The organism is Pseudomonas neuropathica (genome assembly GCF_015461835.1).
In the GTDB taxonomy this organism is placed as follows: domain Bacteria; phylum Pseudomonadota; class Gammaproteobacteria; order Pseudomonadales; family Pseudomonadaceae; genus Aquipseudomonas; species Aquipseudomonas neuropathica.
On record NZ_JACOPX010000020.1, the window covers coordinates 29,418 to 45,749 of the forward strand.

The 16,332-nt window shown below is 59.3% G+C and carries 17 protein-coding genes; 13 read left to right on the top strand and 4 right to left on the bottom strand.

All coding sequences use genetic code 11. The annotated features are described in order from the left end of the window. The first annotated feature begins 3 nt into the window (after nt 1-3). A complete protein-coding gene (locus H8F23_RS25270) occupies nt 4-1,305 on the top strand; it encodes a c-type cytochrome (RefSeq protein WP_194936188.1) in 1,302 nt (433 codons plus the stop codon). 70 nt (nt 1,306-1,375) lie between these two features. Here H8F23_RS25270 and H8F23_RS25275 read toward each other — a convergent pair whose 3' ends face one another. Then, nucleotides 1,376-1,678, bottom strand: coding sequence for a hypothetical protein (locus tag H8F23_RS25275; RefSeq protein WP_194936189.1), 303 nt, complete (start codon nt 1,676-1,678; stop codon nt 1,376-1,378). A 226-nt stretch (nt 1,679-1,904) separates the two neighbouring features. Between H8F23_RS25275 and H8F23_RS25280 the strand changes: the two genes are divergently transcribed. From H8F23_RS25280 to H8F23_RS25290, 3 genes are all read left to right on the top strand, one after another. Then, entirely contained in the window at nt 1,905-2,963 is a 1,059-nt protein-coding gene (locus tag H8F23_RS25280; RefSeq protein ID WP_194936190.1) for a PA0069 family radical SAM protein, read from the top strand. A gap of 238 nt (nt 2,964-3,201) precedes the next feature. Beyond that, nucleotides 3,202-3,930 (top strand): carbonic anhydrase, encoded by a 729-nt coding sequence (locus H8F23_RS25285; RefSeq protein ID WP_064116616.1) that lies wholly within the window; start codon nt 3,202-3,204, stop codon nt 3,928-3,930. Between the two features lie 90 nt (nt 3,931-4,020). Further along, entirely contained in the window at nt 4,021-5,547 is a 1,527-nt protein-coding gene (locus H8F23_RS25290; RefSeq protein ID WP_194936191.1) for a SulP family inorganic anion transporter, read from the top strand. A gap of 124 nt (nt 5,548-5,671) precedes the next feature. Here H8F23_RS25290 and H8F23_RS25295 read toward each other — a convergent pair whose 3' ends face one another. Beyond that, entirely contained in the window at nt 5,672-6,322 is a 651-nt protein-coding gene (locus H8F23_RS25295) for a hypothetical protein (RefSeq protein ID WP_093429493.1), read from the bottom strand. 369 nt (nt 6,323-6,691) lie between these two features. Here H8F23_RS25295 and coxB point away from each other — a divergent pair, with 369 nt between their 5' ends. The 4 genes from coxB to H8F23_RS25315 all read left to right on the top strand — a co-directional run bounded on the left by coxB (nt 6,692) and on the right by H8F23_RS25315 (nt 11,069). Continuing rightward, nucleotides 6,692-7,819 (top strand): cytochrome c oxidase subunit II, encoded by a 1,128-nt coding sequence (coxB, locus tag H8F23_RS25300; RefSeq protein WP_034152255.1) that lies wholly within the window; start codon nt 6,692-6,694, stop codon nt 7,817-7,819. A gap of 82 nt (nt 7,820-7,901) precedes the next feature. Continuing rightward, nucleotides 7,902-9,488 (top strand): cytochrome c oxidase subunit I, encoded by a 1,587-nt coding sequence (ctaD, locus tag H8F23_RS25305; protein ID WP_194936192.1) that lies wholly within the window; start codon nt 7,902-7,904, stop codon nt 9,486-9,488. Nucleotides 9,489-9,604: 116 nt separating this feature from the next. Beyond that, a complete protein-coding gene (locus H8F23_RS25310) occupies nt 9,605-10,156 on the top strand; it encodes a cytochrome c oxidase assembly protein (protein ID WP_194936193.1) in 552 nt (183 codons plus the stop codon). Between the two features lie 25 nt (nt 10,157-10,181). Beyond that, nucleotides 10,182-11,069, top strand: a complete 888-nt coding sequence (locus tag H8F23_RS25315; protein ID WP_093429494.1) for a cytochrome c oxidase subunit 3 — start codon at nt 10,182-10,184, stop codon at nt 11,067-11,069. 9 nt (nt 11,070-11,078) lie between these two features. Here H8F23_RS25315 and H8F23_RS25320 read toward each other — a convergent pair whose 3' ends face one another. Next, nucleotides 11,079-11,282, bottom strand: coding sequence for a twin transmembrane helix small protein (locus tag H8F23_RS25320; protein ID WP_007911731.1), 204 nt, complete (start codon nt 11,280-11,282; stop codon nt 11,079-11,081). Nucleotides 11,283-11,353: 71 nt separating this feature from the next. Between H8F23_RS25320 and H8F23_RS25325 the strand changes: the two genes are divergently transcribed. The 5 genes from H8F23_RS25325 to H8F23_RS25345 are packed head-to-tail and all read left to right on the top strand — an operon-like array spanning nt 11,354 to nt 15,262. Next, nucleotides 11,354-12,094 (top strand): SURF1 family protein, encoded by a 741-nt coding sequence (locus H8F23_RS25325; RefSeq protein ID WP_194936194.1) that lies wholly within the window; start codon nt 11,354-11,356, stop codon nt 12,092-12,094. Next, nucleotides 12,060-12,653 carry a hypothetical protein gene (locus tag H8F23_RS25330; protein ID WP_116254398.1) on the top strand — a complete coding sequence of 198 codons (594 nt, stop codon included), beginning with the start codon at nt 12,060-12,062 and terminating at the stop codon, nt 12,651-12,653. Before H8F23_RS25325 ends, H8F23_RS25330 begins: the two co-directional genes overlap by 35 nt. A 10-nt stretch (nt 12,654-12,663) precedes the next feature. Further along, nucleotides 12,664-13,743, top strand: a complete 1,080-nt coding sequence (locus H8F23_RS25335) for a COX15/CtaA family protein (protein ID WP_194936195.1) — start codon at nt 12,664-12,666, stop codon at nt 13,741-13,743. Then, a complete protein-coding gene (gene cyoE, locus H8F23_RS25340; RefSeq protein WP_194936196.1) occupies nt 13,731-14,630 on the top strand; it encodes a heme o synthase in 900 nt (299 codons plus the stop codon). Before H8F23_RS25335 ends, cyoE begins: the two co-directional genes overlap by 13 nt. After that, nucleotides 14,627-15,262 carry an SCO family protein gene (locus tag H8F23_RS25345; RefSeq protein ID WP_159813369.1) on the top strand — a complete coding sequence of 212 codons (636 nt, stop codon included), beginning with the start codon at nt 14,627-14,629 and terminating at the stop codon, nt 15,260-15,262. Before cyoE ends, H8F23_RS25345 begins: the two co-directional genes overlap by 4 nt. Nucleotides 15,263-15,544: 282 nt before the next feature. On the opposite strand, the gene H8F23_RS25350 is transcribed toward H8F23_RS25345, so the two are convergent. Then, the gene (locus H8F23_RS25350; RefSeq protein WP_016986456.1) at nt 15,545-16,315 is read right to left on the bottom strand and encodes a MetQ/NlpA family ABC transporter substrate-binding protein; all 771 of its coding nucleotides are present in this window, start codon (nt 16,313-16,315) and stop codon (nt 15,545-15,547) included. Between the last annotated feature and the right edge of the window lie 17 nt (nt 16,316-16,332).

The following is a 16,332-nucleotide window of genomic DNA, read 5'->3' on the forward strand; positions in this document are numbered from 1 at the left end:
ACCATGAAAAATCTTGTTATCGCGACCCTGGCGCTGCTCGGCAGTGCCTCCATTCATGCGGCCGACGTTGATCAAACTTTGATCAAGCAAGGCGAATACCTCGCCCGCGCCGGTGATTGCGTGGCTTGCCACACCGCCAAGGGCGGCAAGCCGTTCGCCGGAGGCCTGCCGATGGAAACCCCGATCGGCACGATCTACTCGACCAACATCACCCCGGATAAAACCGGCGTCGGTGAATACAGCTTCGAAGACTTCGATCAGGCCGTGCGCCATGGCGTCGCCAAAAACGGCAGTACGTTGTACCCGGCAATGCCGTATCCGTCCTACGCCCGCGTCAGCGAAACCGACATGCAAGCGCTGTACGCGTATTTCATGCACGGCGTAGAACCGGTGGCGCAGGAGAACAAGGCCAGCGATATCCCGTGGCCGTTGAGCATGCGCTGGCCGCTGATGGGCTGGCGCTGGATGTTTGCGCCGAAGGTCGAGGACTACAAGGCAGTCGGTGACGACGCCGTCATCAGCCGTGGCGCGTATCTGGTCGAAGGCCTCGGCCATTGCGGTGCCTGCCATACGCCACGCGCGCTGACCATGCAGGAAAAATCCCTGAGTGCGGCTGACGGCACCACCTTCCTCGCCGGCAGTGCGCCGCTGGAAGGCTGGATCGCCAAGAGCCTGCGCGGCGATCACAAGGATGGCCTCGGCAGCTGGAACGAGGAACAACTGGTGCAGTTCCTCAAGACCGGGCGCAGCGACCGCAGCGCCGTGTTCGGCGGCATGAGCGATGTGGTCACCCACAGCATGCAATACATGACCGATGCCGACCTGACGGCGATTGCCCGCTACCTCAAGTCGTTGCCGGCCAGTGATCCGAACGATCAACCGCATCAGTACGATGAAAAAGCAGCCAAGGCGCTGTGGAAAGGGGATGACAGTCAGCGTGGAGCTGCGGTGTACATCGACAACTGCGCGGCGTGCCACCGCACCGATGGTCACGGCTACACCCGGGTGTTCCCAGCGCTGGCGGGCAATCCGGTGCTGCAATCGGAAGACCCGACGTCGTTGATCCACATCGTGCTCGAGGGCGGCACTTTGCCGGCGACGCACACGGCACCGTCGACGTTCACCATGCCGGGCTTTGCCTGGCGCTTGTCGGATCAGGAAGTGGCGGATGTGGTGAGTTTCATCCGTGGCAGTTGGGGTAACAAAGGTGCGCCGGTCAGCGCCAAAGAGGTTGCGGGTTTACGCAGCGACGATATGAAAACTACGTCCACTGATGATCTTGGCCAAGTCACCGATCATCATTAAAAACAAAAACCCTGCATGAACCATTCATGCAGGGTTTTTTAATGTGCGTGTACAGCAACAAACTTCGATCTTACGGATTGACGATACTTACATAGGCTTTGGCCAACGCAATCAACTTCGCCTTGTCATCGTTATCAATATCGCCATCACCGTCTACATCTTTCTTGTTGGTGCGAATAGTGAAATTCTTGCCACGGTCGCTGGACACCGCCACCACGTAGATCGAGTCGACCAGTGCCTCGGTGGGCAGTTCCTGCTCGGCGTTCCAGCCCAGCTCCTTGCGCGCAAGCTGCATCGAAACAATGGTATTGGGCTCCGATGCGTTGGGCAGCATCAGTTGCATAAAGACGCCACGCTGATTGAGATAAGACATGAATTAAATCCTTTTAATCTAGTTATCGGACAAGTGCCGATGGAAGTGGCCAAGACTATATTCGATAACTTGTCGCGACAATGGAGCATATGTTTCTCGGGTTGTATTCAGCCTTTGCTCTTATATATAAATTTTAGAATTGAAAAAGATCCCATCGCTGAACGGTACTGGATCACACCGGACGCGCTCAGGTACTGTATGCATATACAGATCCGGAGCCTGCCCAATGATCAATTCTCTCCCGCCCCGTGGTCGCGGCACCGCCAGCAACCCGCACAACCGTTTTGCGCCGAATCGTTCGGTGGCCGAGGATGACGGCTGGTATCAGGAAGTGCCTGAAACGCAAAACACCGAGGTGATGATCGAAACCGCAAAAACCATCATCACCCGCAACACTTCACCGGATCTGCCTTTCGACCGCTCGATCAATCCTTATCGTGGCTGCGAGCACGGCTGCATCTATTGCTATGCACGGCCCAGCCACGCCTATTGGGACATGTCGCCCGGGCTGGATTTCGAAACGAAGCTGATCGCCAAGACCAACGCCGCCCAAGTGCTGGAAGAACAGCTCGGAAAGAAAGGCTATCAATGTGCGCCGATCAACCTGGGCTCCAACACCGATCCGTATCAGCCGATCGAGCGCGAACACAAAATCACCCGGCAGACCCTCGAAGTGCTGCTGCGTTACCGGCACCCGGTGACCATCGTCACCAAAGGCTCGCTGATCCTGCGCGATCTCGACCTGCTGACCGAGTTGGCCGAGCAACGTCTGGTCGCGGTGATGATCAGCCTGACCACGCTCGATGACGAGCTCAAACGCATCCTCGAACCGCGCGCTGCTGCACCCAAAGCGCGATTGCGCGCCATTCGGGTCATGCGCGAAGCAGGCATACCGGTCGGCGTGCTGTGTTCGCCGATGATTCCGATGATCAACGACAGCGAGATCGAAAACTTGCTTAACGAAGCCCACGCGGCCGGAGCACAAAGCGCTGCCTATATGATGCTGCGCTTGCCGCTGGAGGTGGCGCCGCTGTTCGAGGAGTGGCTGGCGGCGCACTACCCGCAACGCGCCGCGCATGTGCTGAGCCTGATCCGCCAGAGCCGTGGCGGCGAGCTCTACGACAGCCGTTTCGGCGCGCGCATGCGCGGCGAAGGGGTGTTCGCCGACCTGCTCGCGCAACGATTTGCCAAAGCCATCAAGCGTCTGGGCATCAATCACCGCGAAAGCTACAACCTCGATTGCACGGCCTTCTGTCCGCCGGGTCGCCAGATGTCTTTGATTTAGCGACAATTGGCCTATGGTTGAGGGGTTGGAATCCTTCCGCCGAAATCACCCAGTCACGTTTTTTGTGACCTGGAACACACGTTCTAGAGCGTTTGATTCAGTTTGAGTTAAGTTTCGGCGGCTACCTTGTTCATCGAGTGACTGACGGGTCGGGATGACCCGGATGTTTTAAACAGCCACTGGCTTCATACCGGAATACACGGGAATGACTCCCCTAATCCGCCTAAGAGGATGAATCATGAGTGACAAGGATAAACAGCCGTTGGCTGCGTCGGCGCAAACCCCTGAAGCGGAATCCGCCGATGCAGCGCTGCGACAGATCGTAGACGGCTTTTTGCATTTTCATCATGAGGTCTTTCCGCAGCAGGAAGAACTCTTCAAGAAACTCGCCACGGCCCAGGCGCCCAAGGCGATGTTCATCACTTGCGCTGACTCGCGCATCGTCCCTGAGCTGATCACCCAGAGCTCGCCGGGCGATCTGTTCGTCACCCGTAACGTCGGCAACGTTGTCCCGCCTTACGGCCAGATGAACGGCGGCGTTTCCACCGCGATCGAATACGCGGTGCTGGCGCTGGGCGTGCAGCACATCATCATCTGCGGCCACTCCGATTGCGGCGCCATGCGTGCGGTGCTCAATCCGGACAGCCTGGAGAAGATGCCGACAGTCAAAGCCTGGCTGCGCCACGCTGAAGTCGCGAAAACCATGGTGCACGACAACTGTCACTGCGCCGACGAAAAAGAAAGCATGCCGATCCTCACCGAGGAAAACGTCATCGCCCAATTGCAGCACTTGCGTACCCATCCTTCGGTAGCCTCGCGCATGGCGAACGGTCATCTGTTCATCCATGGCTGGGTCTACAACATCGAAACCAGCGAAATCAAAGCTTACGACGCGGATCAGGGACGTTTCCTGCCGCTCGATGGTAGCCATCCGATTCCGGTGGCGACGCCCAAAGCGCGCTTCTAAATCTTCCTAAACATCTGTGTGGTTTGACGCCGGCCGCTGTTTCAGCGGTTCGGCGAAGCCACGCCTGAAGAAAACTTCGGGAGAATCGCCATGCGTGCGGCTCAATTGAAAGCGGTGTTGCCACGGGAGTTGCTCGCTTCAGTGGTTGTGTTTCTGGTCGCGTTGCCGCTGTGCATGGGTATCGCGATTGCGTCAGGGTTGCCACCGGCCAAAGGTCTGATCACCGGGATCATCGGCGGTCTGGTGGTTGGCTGGCTGGCGGGTTCGCCGTTGCAGGTCAGCGGGCCGGCGGCGGGTCTGGCGGTGTTGGTGTTTGAACTGGTGCGCCAGCACGGCATTGAAATGCTAGGGCCGATTCTGCTGCTCGCCGGTTTCCTGCAACTGGTGGCCGGGCGCTTGAAACTCGGTTGCTGGTTTCGGGTTACAGCGCCAGCGGTGGTTTACGGGATGCTGGCAGGGATCGGTGTGTTGATCGTGCTGTCACAGGTGCATGTGATGCTGGATGCGTCACCCAAGCCTTCAGGGCTGGACAACCTCACGGCATTCCCGGCAGCAGTGGCGCAGGCCTTGCCGTCGTTCGGCTGGCAGGCCGGACTCCTCGGGCTGTCGACGATTGCGGTGATGTGGCTATGGGAAAAATTTCGCCCGCATTCGCTACGTTTCGTGCCCGGTGCATTGCTCGGCGTGGGTCTGGCGACAGCTGCCAGTCTGCTGCTGGCGTTGCAGGTCAAACGCGTTGAAGTACCGGCGAATCTGGCCGAAGCCATTGATTGGCTGAAACCGGCGGACCTGCTCAGCCTGGCCGATCCTACGCTGCTGGTCGCCGCGTTTGCCGTGGCGTTTATCGCCAGCGCCGAAACCTTGTTGTCCGCCGCTGCGGTGGATCGCATGCACAGCGGCGTGCGTTCGGACTTCGACCGTGAGCTATCGGCGCAAGGTGTCGGCAACATGCTCTGCGGTCTGCTCGGCGCACTGCCGATGACCGGGGTGATCGTGCGCAGTTCGGCCAACGTCCAGGCTGGCGCAACCACGCGTTACTCGACGATCTTCCATGGTCTGTGGCTGCTGGCGTTCGTGCTGTTGCTGTCGAGTGTGCTGCAAAGCATTCCGGTGGCGAGTCTGGCGGGTGTGCTGGTGTACACCGGATTCAAACTGGTCGATCTCAAAGCGTTTCGAGGTCTGGGTCGTTATGGGCGGATGCCGATGTTCACCTATGCGGCGACGGCGCTGGCGATCATCTTCACTGACCTGCTGACCGGGGTGTTGATCGGTTTCGGTCTGACGATGTTGAAACTGGCGTTCAAGGCTTCGCGATTGAAAATCAGCCTGATCGATCTGCCGCAGGACGGCGAGATGGAGTTGCGTCTGGTCGGCGCGGCAACATTCCTCAAAGTGCCGGCGTTGACGCAAGTGCTGGGCAGTATTCCGCAAGGCACGACGGTGCATGTGCCGCTCAATAACCTGAGCTACATCGACCATTCGTGTCTGGAGTTGCTGGAGGAATGGGGCCGGGCGAATGCGGCGAAGGGCTCGAAGCTGTTGATCGAATCGCGAGGCTTGAAGCGCAGGCTTGAGGGACGGATTCGCACAACAACAGGCATCGGTGCAGCCGGCTAAATCTCCCGGTTGAACTCACCCCCTGTAGGAGCTGCCGCAGGCTGCGATCTTTTGATGTTGTTTTTAACAATCAAGATCAAAAGATCGCAGCCTGCGGCAGCTCCTACATTGGATCGTGTGTAACTCAGGCAGCAGGCTGGTCCAGTTCCAGGCCCACACCCAGTCGGCGGCCCATGCACGGCCAGCGTTTCCACGCGGCGCCGGTGTCCGGGCTGCTGAGTTTGCCGCGGTAGGCTTCTACCGATTCCAGGGCAAAACTCTCGTCGTTGAGCATCTCGTCGATGGCGTGATGCACCGCTTCGTCCAGTTGGTTGGCAAATTCCTCACCGATCAATTGGTGAGCAATCAAGTTAGCGACCGTCATGTCCAAGGGGATCAGTGGCTGGCCGAAATGCTTGATGTACAGGTCGTTGACCTCTTCGACAAAACGGTGCGCCAGATAGGCTTCATCGAGCAGGCTGTCCAGGCCAACGTGCCCGGCCATGATGGCTGGCGGCTGGAGGAAATACTGCTCGGCGATTTTCAGCACCGGTTTGATCTGCGATTCGATTCCCGCTTCCCTGGCAACTTCATTGGCTGCATCCAGCAGGTCTGGCACTTCATCAATGTAGGCGGCGACAAAACGCGTCAGCACACCGTTGGCGTCGGCTTCCGGCAATTGGATCGCCGGGTGTAAATGAGGCAGCTTGCTTTCCAGCTGACGGGTCAGCAGGCCGGTTTCTTTTTCGTGTTGTTGGGCTTTTTGGATCTGCTCGCGCAATGCGGCGGTGTTCATGAAAACTCCAGGAAACAAGGCAATGAAATAGGGAAGACATAACTTAGCTGGCTTACGAAAAATGCTAAGACGCATTTGTCATAATTATTTCATCCTTGATGCACCTGCGTTATATCGGTTTGCCACCACTCGTCTGCATCCTTCTCCATTCGTGCCCTTGAACGCAAGTGCCAGCTGTTTCAGTTCATTTACGTGCGCACATTGCAATTTCCCGTCGCTGTCTATACTCGCCATTGAATGGAGTTAGCTGATGACGCCCGACTGCACCCGCAGCAAGGCCCGGCGATTCAAGTTCGTAGTCTGATGCAGCCGCTCCCTTGCCGCAGGCGAAAGCCGGCGGGATAACAAGAACGATAAGGGGAACCCGCAATGATGCGACATCCACACGTCTGGATGGGCCTCCTGTTGTGGTCGATTTTCAGTCCGGCACACGCTGCCTGGACTGTAAATATGGCGCCTGGAGCGACTGAAATCAGTCACGCAGTATTCGACCTGCACATGACCATTTTCTGGATCTGTGTGGTGATCGGGATCATCGTCTTCGGCGCCATGTTCTGGTCGATGATGGTGCACCGCCGTTCTACCGGGCAGGTCGCCGCAAAATTCCACGAAAGCACTACCGTCGAAATTCTCTGGACCGTCGTACCGTTCCTGATTCTGGTGGCGATGGCCGTACCGGCGACCGCCACCCTGATCAAGATGTACGACACCAGTGAGCCGGATATCGATATCCAGATCACCGGTTATCAGTGGAAGTGGCACTACAAATACCTGGGCCAGGACGTCGAGTTTTTCAGCAACCTGGCCACTCCCGCCGAACAGATCCACAACAAGGAAACCAAGGGCGAGCATTACTTGCTCGAGGTCGACAAGCCGTTGGTGCTACCGACCGGCGCCAAAGTGCGCTTCCTCGTGACTTCCGCCGACGTCATTCACTCTTGGTGGGTGCCGGCCTTCGCGGTGAAACGCGATGCGATCCCGGGATTCGTCAACGAGGCGTGGACGCGCATCGACAAGCCCGGCATCTACCGTGGCCAGTGCGCCGAATTGTGCGGCAAGGATCACGGCTTCATGCCGATCGTGGTCGAGGTCAAAGAGAAGGCCGACTACGACAAATGGCTCGCCGACCGCAAAGCCGAGGCTGCGCAACTCAAGGAGCTGACCAGCAAGGAATGGACCCTCGACGAACTCAAGGAACGCGGCGACAAGATCTATCACACCACCTGCGTCGCCTGTCACCAGGCCGAAGGTCAGGGCCTGCCGCCGATGTTCCCGGCGCTCAAAGGCTCGAAAATCGCCACCGGACCGAAAGAAGGCCACTTGAGCATTGTCTTCCACGGCAAGCCCGGCACCGCCATGGCGGCGTTCGGCAAGCAGCTGTCGGAAGTCGATATCGCAGCGGTCGTGACCTACGAACGTAACGCCTGGGGCAACAACAAGGGCGACATGGTCACGCCAAAAGAAGTGCTGGAGCTGAAACAGGCGGAAAGCAAATGAGCCGGTCTATCGCGTACCTCGTGAACCGGTCGGGGCAGAGCGCCCCGACCTGCCTCATCCACTCACGTAAAGGAGACCGGCCATGAGCGCTGTCATCGATGACCACGGTCATTCCGACCACGCCCACGGCCCCGCCAAAGGCCTGATGCGCTGGGTGCTGACCACCAACCACAAGGACATCGGCACGCTGTACCTGTGGTTTGCGTTTTCCATGTTCCTGCTCGGCGGTACGTTCGCGATGGTGATTCGCGCCGAACTGTTCCAGCCCGGCTTGCAGATCGTCGAGCCGGCGTTCTTCAACCAGATGACCACCATGCACGGTCTGGTGATGGTCTTCGGTGCGGTGATGCCGGCGTTTGTCGGCCTCGCCAACTGGATGATCCCGTTGATGATCGGCGCGCCGGACATGGCCTTGCCCCGGATGAACAACTTCAGCTTCTGGCTGTTGCCGGCGGCGTTCCTGATCCTGGTGTCGACGCTGTTCACCCCCGGCGGCGGGCCGAACTTCGGCTGGACGTTCTATGCGCCGCTGTCGACGACATACGCACCGGAAAGCGTGACCTTCTTTATCTTCGCCATCCACTTGATGGGCATCAGTTCGATCATGGGCGCGATCAACGTGATCGCCACCATCCTCAATCTGCGCGCGCCCGGCATGACGCTGATGAAAATGCCGCTGTTCGTCTGGACCTGGCTGATCACCGCGTTCCTGCTGATCGCGGTGATGCCGGTGCTGGCCGGGTGCGTGACGATGATGCTGATGGACATCCACTTCGGCACCAGTTTCTTCAGTGCGGCCGGTGGCGGTGACCCGGTGCTGTTCCAGCATGTGTTCTGGTTCTTCGGGCACCCTGAGGTGTATATCATGATCCTGCCGGCCTTCGGCGCCGTCAGCTCGATCATCCCGACCTTCTCGCGCAAGCCGCTGTTCGGCTACACCTCGATGGTCTACGCCACCGCGAGCATCGCCTTCCTGTCGTTCATTGTCTGGGCGCACCACATGTTCGTGGTCGGCATTCCGCTGGTGGGCGAGCTGTTCTTCATGTACGCCACGCTGTTGATCGCGGTGCCGACCGGGGTGAAGGTGTTCAACTGGGCCAGCACCATGTGGCAAGGCTCGCTGACCTTCGAAACGCCGATGCTGTTTGCCGTGGCGTTCGTGATCCTGTTCTCCATCGGCGGTTTCTCCGGGTTGATGCTGGCCATCGCCCCAGCGGACTTCCAGTACCAGGACACCTACTTTGTGGTCGCGCACTTCCACTACGTGCTGGTGCCGGGGGCGATCTTCGGAATCTTCGCTTCGACCTACTACTGGCTGCCGAAATGGACCGGCCACATGTACGACGAAACCCTCGGCAAGCTGCATTTCTGGCTGTCGTTCGTCGGCATGAACCTGACCTTTTTCCCGATGCACTTCGTCGGTCTTGCGGGAATGCCGCGACGGATTCCGGACTACAACCTGCAGTTCGCCGACTTCAACATGGTCTCGTCGATTGGCGCGTTCATGTTCGGTGCGACGCAGATTTTCTTCCTGTTCATCGTCATCAAGACCATTCGGGGTGGCGAGCCTGCACCGGCCAAGCCTTGGGATGGCGCAGAAGGTCTGGAGTGGAGCGTGCCGTCACCGGCGCCGTATCACACCTTCACCACACCGCCGGAAGTGAAATGAAAAGCCTGACTTTTGTAGGAGTGAGCCTGCTCGCGATGGCGGTGTGTCAGGCACACCGCGGTGGATCCATCGCGAGCAGGCTCACTCCTACAGGGTTTGGTGGGGAGGCATGAACCATGGCTGACTCGATCTCGCTGAAAAAGCTCGTCACCCGCCTCCTCGGCGTGGTGCTGGCGATGTTCGTGTTCGGTTTTGCCCTGGTGCCGATCTATGACGTGATGTGCAAAGCCTTCGGCATCAACGGCAAGACCGCCGGGCAGTACGAGGGTGAGCAGGTGGTCGACACTTCGCGCCAGGTGCGTGTGCAGTTTCTCTCGACCAACAATGTCGATATGCCGTGGGACTTTTACCCCAAGCATGACGAACTCACCGCCAACCCCGGCGCGGTCAACGAGATGATCTTCATCGCGCGCAACCCCACCGACAAACCGATGAGTGCGCAAGCCGTGCCGAGCATCGCGCCGAGCAACGCCGCGGCATATTTCCACAAGACCGAATGCTTTTGCTTTACCCAGCAGGTGCTGCAGCCCGGTCAACAGATCGAGATGCCGGTGCGCTTCATTGTTGACCGCGACATGCCCAAGGATGTGAAGCACCTGACGCTGTCCTACACGCTGTTCGATATCACCGCCCGACATCCGCCGGTGGCTGTAAACACTGGCGGTTGAGCGTGCCCGATAAGGAGAACAATAAATGGCAACTCATGAGCATTATTACGTTCCGCCGCAAAGCAAATGGCCGATCATTGCGACCTTCGGCATGGCCATCACCGTGTACGGCCTCGCCACCTGGTTCAATGATCTGAAGGCGGCGCGCCCGGAATCCCACGGCCCGTACATCTTTTTCGTCGGCGGCCTGTTGCTGGCGTACATGCTGTTCGGCTGGTTCGGGGCGGTGATCAAGGAAAGCCGCGCGGGGCTTTATAGCCCGCAGCTCGATCGCTCGTTCCGCTGGGGCATGAGTTGGTTCATCTTCTCCGAAGTGATGTTCTTCGTCGCCTTCTTCGGTGCGCTGTTTTACGTGCGGCACGTCTCCGGGCCGGCGCTCGGCGGTGAGGGCACCAAAGGCATCGCGCACATGCTCTGGCCGAACTTCCAGTTCACCTGGCCGTTGCTGCACACGCCAGATCCGAAACTGTTCCCGCCGCCGAAAGAAGTCATCAGCCCGTGGGGCCTGCCGCTGATCAACACGATCCTGCTGGTCAGCTCCAGCGTGACCATCACCATCGCCCACCATGCGCTGAAGAAGGGCCATCGCGGCGCACTGAAAATCTGGCTGGCGATCACCGTACTGCTCGGCTGCGCATTTCTCGGCTTCCAGGCCGAGGAATACATGCACGCCTACCACGAACTGGGCCTGACCCTCGGTTCGGGCATTTATGGCGCGACGTTCTTCATGCTCACCGGGTTCCACGGCGCCCACGTGACCATCGGCACGATCATTCTGTTCGTGATGCTGATGCGCATCATGAAGGGCCACTTCGACAACGAGCACCAGTTCGGCTTCGAAGCGGCGAGCTGGTATTGGCACTTCGTCGACGTGGTCTGGATCGGCCTCTTTATCTTCGTCTACGTACTCTGAGGATCACCACTACCAAGGCGCATGCGACACCAGTTGGCCGCTATAAAAGCCCCAGGCGATCAAGCCGACGGTGGCGGCGGCCAATGCCACCCGAACACTCAAGGCGATGACCAGGCGATTGGAACTGCTGTCGTCCTTGACCAGGAAAAACAGGCCGCTGAACAGGCTGATCACCGTGGCAATCAGCATCAGGACGATGGCTGTTTTGAGCATGGGAAGAACTCCGGGGGACAAGCGATGCATTTGAGTATAGCGATCGCAACGACTGACTTTGTGGCACAGCCATGAAGCGCTTTCGTCCGGGCGTGATACCGACCGTAGTGGTGGCTTTGTTGCTGCCACTGCTGGTGTCGCTGGGCTTCTGGCAACTGAGCCGGGGCGCAGAGAAAAGCGCACTGCTCGCCAGCTACGCCGAACGCCGCGCCGCCGACCCGATGGCCAGCACTGAACTCCTTAATAGCGCCGATCCGGCTTATCGCCGCGTACATCTGCACGGCCAGTTCGATGCTGCGCACAGCTTGCTGCTGGATAACCGTCAGCGTAACGGCAAGGTCGGCGTCGAGCTGCTGCAACCGTTTCAGGATCAACGCAGCGGACTGTGGCTGCTGGTCAATCGCGGCTGGCTGCCGTGGCCGGACCGCCGCGTGCCGCCGCAATTCACCACGCCTTCCGAAGCCTTGAATGTCGATGCCTGGGTCTACGTCGCCCCCGGCGCTACTTTCCAGTTGCACGCCGATCCGGTCAGCAACACCTGGCCGCAAACCATCACTGCCGTCGAACCCGCCAAGCTGTGGAAAACCCTGGATCGCGACGGCTTCGCCTACGAATTACGCGCCGAACCCGGCCCGGCCAGCTACGAGGCCGATTGGCCGGTGGTTGCCATGGGCCCGGAAAAACACCTCGGTTACGCCGTGCAGTGGTTCGCCATGGCCACCGCCCTGCTCGGCCTCTACGTCTATTTGGGCTTGCACAACGCAAAGGAGAAACACCATGGGAACGGCCATGAATCCACCCAGCATGTCTGAGGCGAAACCTGCCGCCACCCGTCGTCGCGGGCGCATTCAGTTGCTGCTGATATTGCTCGGCGTGATCGGCCCGATGGTGCTCGCCACCGGCATGTACAAATTGCAGTTCTGGGTGCCGGAGGGTCGCAGCTATCACGGCGAACTGATCGGCAACGGCCAGACCCGCGCCGACCTCGGCGTGCAGGCCGATGAAGAGCGCTGGCAGATGCTGGTCACCGCGCCGAAGGATTGCGCGGTGGATTGCCAGCAACTGGTGTATCTGGCGCGGCAGATTCAGATCGGCCTCGGTCGCGATGCCGGCCGCGCCAGCCACGCTCTCGCCATGGCGCAACCGGTGAGCGCCGATTACGAGGCCAAGCTCAACCGCGAATATCCACAGCTGCAACGCTATCCGCTGGACGCTACAACGTTCAGTAAAACCACGGGCGACAAAGCCACGCCGCAGCTGTGGATCATCGACCCGCACGGCAACCTCGTGCTGCGTTACGAGCCGAATGTGAAAGGCAAGGATCTGCTCAACGACCTGCGTCACCTGCTGAAACTGTCGAACATCGGATAAGGGCATCGTCATGGCCAAACCTGGATTTCGTCTCGCGCTGTTTGCCACCCTGCTGGCACTGATTGTGGTGCTGCTCGGCGCCTATACGCGCCTGACCCACGCCGGCCTCGGCTGTCCGGACTGGCCAGGCTGCTACGGTTTTATCAGCGTGCCGAAAAGCGAAGCCCAACTGGCCCATGCCGAACTGCATTACCCGGACTCGCCAGTGGAAGCACACAAGGGCTGGAACGAGATGATCCACCGCTACTTCGCCGGCACCCTCGGCCTGCTGATTTCGATCCTCGCCGGGCGCGCGTGGGTCAATCGGCGCCATCCGGGACAGCCGTTGAAGCTGCCGCTGTTTCTGCTGGCGGTGGTGTTTGCGCAAGCGGCGTTCGGCATGTGGACGGTGACGCTCAAGCTCTGGCCGCAGGTGGTCACCGGGCATTTGCTCGGCGGGTTTGCGACGTTGAGTTTGCTGTTTTTGCTGACTTTGAGACTGTCCGGCGTGCTACCGGCGCTGACCGTACCCAAGCGTTTGCAGTATTGGGCGACGGCGGGATTGTTGTTGGTGATTGGCCAGATCGCGCTGGGTGGCTGGGTCAGTTCCAACTACGCGGCGGTGGCGTGCATCGACTTCCCGACCTGCCATGGGCAATGGCTGCCGCCGGCGGATTTCGCCAACGGTTTTCACCTGACCCAACACATCGGTCCGAACTATCTCGGTGGGCAACTCGACAGCGATGCACGCACGGCGATTCACCTGACTCATCGTATTGGTGCGCTGCTGGTGACGCTGGTGCTGCTCGGTCTCGCCTGGCAATTGAAAGTGGTTGGAATGGCGCGGTTGGCCGGTCTTGTGTTGATTGCCCTCGCGGCGCAGATCACCCTCGGCATCAGCAACGTGCTGTTCCATCTGCCGCTGCCGGTGGCGGTCGCGCATAACGCTGGCGGCGCGGCGTTGCTGCTGACCATGGTGCTGGTCAATTACCACGCGCGCACCAGCCTGGTTCGGGTCAAACAACCGGTGCTCGCGCGCTGGCGCCTGAGCCCGCGCAAACACACGGCCGCGCCCATCACCATAAAAGGAGAAACGCCGTGGCGATTCTGATTGGCGAGCGCCCGCATCAGGCGATCTGGCGTGATTATCTGGAGCTGACCAAACCGAAAGTCGTGGTGCTGATGCTGATCACCTCGCTGGTCGGCATGTTCCTCGCGACCCGTGCCGGGGTGCCGTGGACGGTGCTGGTGTTCGGCAATCTGGGTATCGCGTTGTGTGCCGGTGGTGCGGCGGCGGTCAACCATGTGGTGGATCGGCGCATCGATGCGGTGATGGCGCGTACGCATAAACGGCCGCTGGCCGAGGGCCGGGTTTCACCGGCGGCGGCGCTGACGTTTGCCTTGGTGCTGGCGTTGCTCGGTCAGGCGTTGTTGCTGACCTTCACCAATCCGCTGACCGCTTGGCTGACCTTGGCTTCGCTTCTTGGTTATGCAGTGATTTACACCGGTTTCCTCAAACGCGCGACGCCGCAGAACATCGTCATCGGTGGCCTCGCCGGCGCTGCCCCGCCATTACTGGGCTGGACCGCAGCCACCGGCCACGTCAGCGCCGAACCGTTGTTGCTGGTGCTGATCATCTTCGCCTGGACGCCGCCGCACTTCTGGGCGCTGGCGATCCATCGCAAAGAGGAATACGCCAAGGCCGACATCCCGATGCTGCCGGTCACCCACGGCGAGCACTACACCAAGGTGCACATTCTGCTCTACACCTTCGCGCTGCTGGCGGTGAGTCTGCTGCCTTACGTGATTCACATGAGCGGCATGCTCTACCTGATTTGCGCGCTCGGCCTCGGCGCAAGGTTTCTGCAATGGGCCGTGGTGCTGTACCGTGGCACTCGGCCGCACGCGGCGATCAACACCTTCAAGTACTCTATTTGGTACTTGTTCCTGTTGTTCATCGCCCTGCTCGTAGACCACTACTTACTGTTGAACCTATGACTCGAACCCAGAAAACCGTCTTCATCCTCGTCGCCGTGATCGCGCTGATCCTGGGACTTACCGTCAACAAAGTGCTGAGCGGCAAGGGCCAGGGCGACCCGACTGCGCTGATCGACGCCGGCATTATCCTGCTGCCGCAGAGCCGCAATCTGCCGGATGTGACGATGACCGATCAGGACGGTAAACCGGTGGCGATCAACGAGTTGAAAGGCAAGTGGAGCCTGCTGTTCTTCGGCTACACCTTCTGCCCGGACATCTGCCCGACTACGTTGGCGCAGCTGCGGCAGATCAAGAGTGAACTGCCGAAAGACGCTGTGGACAAGTTGCAGATCGTGCTGGTCAGCGTTGACCCGAACCGCGATAACCCCAAGCAGTTGAAGCAGTACCTGGGCTATTTTGATCCGCAGTTCATTGGCCTGACACCGACTTCGATTGAAGAACTGCAGAAGGTGGCGAACGCGGTGAGTATTCCGTTTATTCCGGCGGATACGAGCAAGCCGAATTACACGGTGGATCACAGCGGCAACCTCGCGGTAATTGGCCCGGACGGCACACAACGCGGGTTTATTCGGGCACCGTTGAACAACACCAAACTGGTTGCGCAGCTGCCGGTCATGCTTAACCGTAAGTGACAGTTTAAAAGCGAAAAGCCCCTCACCCTAGCCCTCTCCCAGAGGGAGAGGGAACTGATTGGGGGATATTCAAGAGTTACGCCGACCTGAAAGTTATCCGCTGAATCCATAATCAACTCGGTCTGTCAGGTCGATGTAGAACTCAAGACACCTCGGTCGGCCCCCTCTCCCTCCGGGAGAGGGCTGGGGTGAGGGGAAGCTTCACAGCAGGTCCAAAGCCAAACACCAGACACAAAAAAGGGGATGCTCATGGCGTCCCCTTTTTCGTTGCAGAAATCTAAATCAGAACGCCGGCAATACCGCGCCTTTGTACTTCTCGGTAATGAATTTCTTCACTTCCGGGCTGTGCAGGGCTGCAGCGAGTTTCTGCATCGCATCGCTGTCCTTGTTGTCCGCGCGGGACACGAGGATGTTCACGTACGGCGAGTCGTTGCCTTCGATTACCAGCGCATCCTTGGACGGATCGAGCTTGGCTTCCAGCGCATAGTTGGTGTTGATCAGCGCCAGATCGACCTGGGTGAGCACACGCGGGATGGTCGCGGCTTCCAGTTCACGGATTTTCAGGTCTTTCGGGTTTGTCGCGATGTCTTTGACGGTCGACAGGATGTTGGTCGGATCCTTCAACGTGATCACGCCAGCCTTGGCCAGCAGCAACAGGGCACGGCCGCCGTTGGTGGCGTCGTTCGGAATCACCACGTTGGCACCGCTTGGCAGATCCTTCAGATCCTTGAGCTTGCTCGAGTAGGCGCCCAGCGGCTCCAGGTGCACACCGGTCACGGCAACCAGACTAGTGCCCTTGGCCTTGTTGAACTCATCAAGGTACGGCTGGTGCTGGAAGAAGTTGGCGTCCAGACGCTTTTCTGCGACCTGTACGTTCGGCTGAATGTAGTCGGTGAAGACCTTGACCTTCAGATCCACCCCTTCTTTGGCCAACGCCGGCTTCACGAACTCAAGGATTTCCGCGTGCGGCACCGGGGTGGCGGCAACGGTCAGGGTTTCGGCGTGGGCCGAGAATGCTGCAACGGCAGCAAAAGCAGCGATCAGTTTTTTCATTCAGCTAACTCCTTATG